Annotated in this window: 1 protein-coding gene; it reads right to left on the reverse strand. The window is 70.6% G+C overall.

What is annotated here, in order from left to right; translation table 11 throughout:
- A partial coding sequence (locus tag AADR41_RS41210) for an SDR family NAD(P)-dependent oxidoreductase (RefSeq protein WP_342287519.1) occupies positions 1–5,048 on the reverse strand: 5,048 nt, incomplete at both ends.

The raw sequence follows: 5,048 nt of genomic DNA on the forward strand, positions 1-5,048 counted from the left end.
GAACCCCCACCAACTCATCCAAAGCACCGGAGGAACCCGACACCACCGTCGAAGACGGCCCATTGACCGCGGCCACCGCCACCTCACCCGGCCACCGCTCCAGATACGACCGCACCCGATCCACACCCAGAGCAACCGACACCATCCCGCCCCGACCCGCCAGAACCACAATCGCCCGACTCCGCAACGCCACCACCAAAGCCCCGTCCTCCAACGACAGAGCCCCGGCCACCACCGCCGCAGCAATCTCACCCTGCGAATGCCCCACCACCGCATCCGGAACGACCCCGTAGGACTGCCACAACCCCGCCAACGACACCATCACCGCCCACAAGGCCGGCTGCACCACATCCACCCGCTCCAGAAGCCCAGCACCCTCCTCCGTGAGCAGCACCTCCAGCAGATCCCACTCCACGAACGGCTCCAGCGCCCGCGCACACTCCTCCAACCGCGCCCGGAACACCGCAGAATCCGCATACAGACCCGCAGCCATACCAATCCACTGCGAACCCTGACCCGGGAAGACGAACACCGTCCGCCCCGGCGCGACCGACCGCGACTCCCCGTTCTCCGCCACCGCCTCCAGACCCCGCAACAGCTCATCCCGGTCCGCGCCCACAACAACCGCCCGGTGATCGAAAGCGGTACGGGCGTGCACCAGCGCAGAACCGACCGCAACTGCATCCGCATCCGCATCCGCGTCCGGCCGATCAGTGACAAACCCCGCAAGCCGGGCCGCCTGCTCACGCAACGCCGCACCGCTCCGGGCCGACAACACCCACGGCACCGCACCACCCAGGCCGACAGGGACAGCCTCCTGCGACTCCCCACCCACCTCCACCGGCGCCTGCTCCAGAATCAGATGCGCATTCGTACCGCTGAAGCCGAATGAAGAGACAGCGGCCCGGCGCGGCCGTTCCAGCTCCGGCCAGGAACGCTCCTGCGTCAGCAGTGAGACAGCACCCGACTCCCAGTCCACGTGACCGGTCGGCTCCTGCACATTCAACGTGCGCGGCAGCGTCCCCTGCTGGATCGCGAGGACCATCTTGATGACGGCGGCGACACCGGCGGCGGCAAGGGTGTGGCCGATGTTCGACTTCAACGAGCCCAGCCACAACGGCTGGTCGGCCGTGTGCTCCTGCCCGTACGTCGCCAGCAACGCCTGCGCCTCGATCGGATCACCCAGCTTGGTGCCGGTACCGTGCGCGTCGACCACGTCGACGTCCGCACCCGTCAGACCCGCGTTCGCCAGCGCCTGACGGATCACCCGCTGCTGCGACGGACCGTTCGGCGCGGTCAGCCCATTCGACGCACCGTCCTGATTGACCGCACTCCCCCGCAGTACCGCCAGGACCTCGTGACCGTTGCGCCGCGCGTCCGACAACCGCTCCAGGAGGACCAGGCCGACACCCTCGCCCCAGCCGGTGCCGTCCGCGTCCGACGAGAACGCCTTGCAGCGCCCATCGGGGGACAGCGCGCGCTGTCGGCTGAACTCCACGAAATTGACCGGGCCCGACATGACGGTTGCCCCGCCTGCCAGGGCCAGCCCGCACTCCCCGTTTCGCAGTGCCTGCGCCGCGAGATGCAGGGCGACCAGCGACGACGAACACGCCGTGTCCACGGTCACGGCCGGCCCTTCGAGCCCGAGCGTGTAGGAGATGCGGCCCGACGCGACGCTGGTGGTCGTACCCGTGGAGACGTATCCCTCCAGTTCCTGGGGCAACTGGCCGAAGCGCGTCACGTAATCGCTGGTGATCACGCCGGCGAACACGCCCGTATCGCTTCCGCGCAGGGTCTCGGGGTCCAGTCCGGCCCGTTCCAGCGTCTCCCACGCCGTTTCGAGGAGCAGCCGCTGCTGCGGGTCCATGGCGAGCGCCTCGCGCGGGTTGATGCCGAAGAAGTCGGCGTCGAAGCCGGAGGCGTCGTGCAGGAATCCGCCGTGCCGCGTGTACGAGGTCCCGGTCGCTTCCGGGTTCGGGTCGTAGAGACTGTCGAGGTCCCAGCCCCGGTCGGTCGGGAAGGGGCCGATGGTGTCGACGCCGTCCCGCAGCAGTCGCCAGAGGTCCTCCGGCGAGGCCACCCCGCCCGGGAAGCGGCAGGCCATCGAGACGATGGCGACGGCATCGTCGTTCTCCTCGGGCGCGGCGGGCTGCGCGTTCCTGGTCACCACGGCGGAGCGGTCCCCGAGCAGTACCGTGCGCAGGTGGGCGGCGAGGGCCGCCGGGGTGGGGTGGTCGAAGACGAGGGTCGGTGAGAGCCGGTGGCCGGTTGTGGTGCCGAGCCGGTTGCGGAGTTCGACGGCGGACAGCGAGTCGAAGCCGAGCGTCTTGAACGTGCGGTTCGGCTCAAGGGCGCTGCCGCCCGAGCGTCCGAGCACCGCACCGATCTCGTCCCGTACGAGGTCGAGCAGCAGCTGCGTCTGCTCTGCCTCGGGCAGCACGGCCAGGCGTTCGACGAGCGTGGTGCCGCTCTTCGTGCCGGAGCCGCCCGCCGCCGCCCGGCGTACGGGGGTACGGACCAGGCCTCGCATGATCGGGGGCAGGGTTCCGCGCTCGGCACGCCTGCGCAGGGTGGAGGAGTTCATGGGTATGGCTGCGAGCACGGGCCGGTGGTGCCCGATCGCCTCGTCGAGGGCCGCGAGTCCCTGCTCGGTCGTGAGAGCTCCGGCGCCGGTCTCTGCCAGACGGTCCAGATCTGCCCGGCTGAGGGTGCCGCCCATGCCGCCGGACGATTCCCACAGTCCCCAGGCGATGGAGGTGGCGGGGAGTCCTTGGGTGTGGCGGTGGTGGGCGAGGGCGTCGAGGAAGGTGTTGGCGGCGGCGTAGTTGGCCTGGCCGGGGTTGCCGAGGAGGCCGGCGGCGGAGGAGTAGAGGACGAAGGCGGTGAGGTCGTGGTGGCGGGTGAGGGTGTGGAGGTTCCAGGCGGCGTCTGTTTTGGGTTTGAGGACGGTGTCGAGGCGTTGGGGGGTGAGGGTGTCGATGGTGGTGTCGTCGAGGGTGCCTGCGGTGTGGATGACGGCGGTGAGGGGGTGGTCGGTGGGGATGGTGTCGAGGAGGTGGGCGAGGGCGTCGTGGTCTGCTGTGTCGCAGGCGGTGAGGGTGACGTGGGCGCCTGTTCGGGTGAGTTCTGTGACGAGTTCGGTGGCGCCGGGGGCGTGGGGTCCGCGGCGGCTGGTGAGGAGGAGGTGGCGGGCGTTGTAGTGGGTGACGAGGTGGTGGGCGAGGAGGGTGCCGAGGGTGCCGGTGGCGCCGGTGATCAGGACGGTGCCCTCGGGGTCCAGCCCACGCGGCAACGTCAGCAGGGTCTTGCCCGTCTGCTGCGCCTGGCTGAGATAGCGCAGAGCATCCGGCGCATGGCTGATGTCCCACGCGGTGATCGGCGGCGGAGTCAGTGCTCCGGCCTCGAACAGCGCCACGAGTTCGGCCCAGATCTCCTGGATGCGGTCGGGTCCGGCCTCCATCAGGTCGAACGCCTGGTACGCCACGCCCGGATACTGCTGGGCGATCTCGTCCCGGTCCCGGATGTCGGTCTTGCCGATCTCCAGGAAGCGGCCGCCGTGGGGGAGGAGGCGCAGGGAGGCGTCGACGAATTCCTTGGCCAGGGAGTCGAGTACGACGTCCATGCCGTGGCCGTCGGTGGCGGTGAGGAACTGGTCCTCGAAGTCGGTGGTGCGGGAGTTGCCCAGGTGGGTGTCGTCGAAGCCGAGTCCGCGCAGGGTGGCCCATTTGCCGGTGCCGGCGGTGCCGTAGACGTCCGCGCCGAGGTGTCGGGCGATCTGGTGGGCCGCCATGCCCACGCCGCCGGCCGCCGAATGCACGAGCAGTCGTTCCCCGGCCCGCAGTCTCGCCAGGTCCACCAGCCCGTAATACGCCGTCAGGAAGACGACGGGGACCACAGCGGCCTCGTTGAACGTCATCCCCAGGGGAATCCGGGCCGCCCAGCGGTGGTCGGTGACACCGAGCGGACCGAGCCCGCCGGACGGGAACAGACCCATCACGCGGTCGCCCGGGGCGACCGAGGTCACCTCCGTACCCACCTCGACGACCACGCCCGCGCCCTCGCCGCCGATCCGGGCATCGTCCCCCGGATACATGCCCAGGCCGACCATCACGTCCCGGAAGTTGAGGCCGCCCGCCCGCATGGCCACCCGTATCTCGTGGGCTTCGAGGGGACGTTCGCCCTCGGGATGGGGGAGCAGACCGAGGTTGCCGAGGGTGCCCTTGCTGGTGACGTCCAGCCGCCACGAGGCACAGTCGGCGGGCGGCACCAGCACACCGGAGGCATCCGCCGCGCGCGTCAGCCGCGGCACATGGACACCACCGTCCCGGACCGCCGCCTCGGGCAGCCGCGCGGACAGGACTTCGGACAGTACGTCGGACTGGGCTGCGGCGCTCGTGTCGGAGGCCGCAGGGCCGTCCAGGTCGAGCAGCGCGAAGCGATCCGGATTCTCCGTGCGCGCTGAGCGGACCAGTCCCCAGACGGGCGCGGCGGCCAGGTCACGGATCTCCGGACCGGGGCGCGTGGCGACGGCATTGCGGGTGACGACCACGAGTTGCGCGTCCGCGAACCGCTCGTCGGCCAGCCATTCCTGAACGCATTCGGTCACCCGCCCGAGCACCGACCGTACGGCTTCGGGTATCTCCTGGTGCCCATCGCTGTCACCGACACAGGTGACCAGCACGCGCGCCGGCACGCAGGCGCCGCCGTCGACCGCTTCGCGCAGCGCGGCAAGGGTGTCGTACGCGGTGCAGGACTCCGCCGCACCGGCCGCGTCCCGCAGCATGTCGCACAGGCCCAGCGGATCCGGCCCGAGCACGCTCACCGGCCCCAGGGGGGAGGAGGATTCGGACGCCGGAGCCGGAACCCATTCCACGACATGGAGCCCGGTGGTGGCAGCGGGGGCGGCTGCCGCGGAGAGCCGGTCCAGCGTGATCGGCCGGGTGACCAGCTCCCCGATGTGGGCGACCGGCGCGCCGGTGCCATCGGTGAGCGTGATCTCCATGCTGGTGGGTGTGGTGGTGGTGAGGTGGGCGCGGAGGGTGGTGGGG

This window comes from Streptomyces sp. CLV115 (genome assembly GCF_038448545.1).
In the GTDB taxonomy this organism is placed as follows: Bacteria; Actinomycetota; Actinomycetes; order Streptomycetales; family Streptomycetaceae; genus Streptomyces; species Streptomyces sanglieri.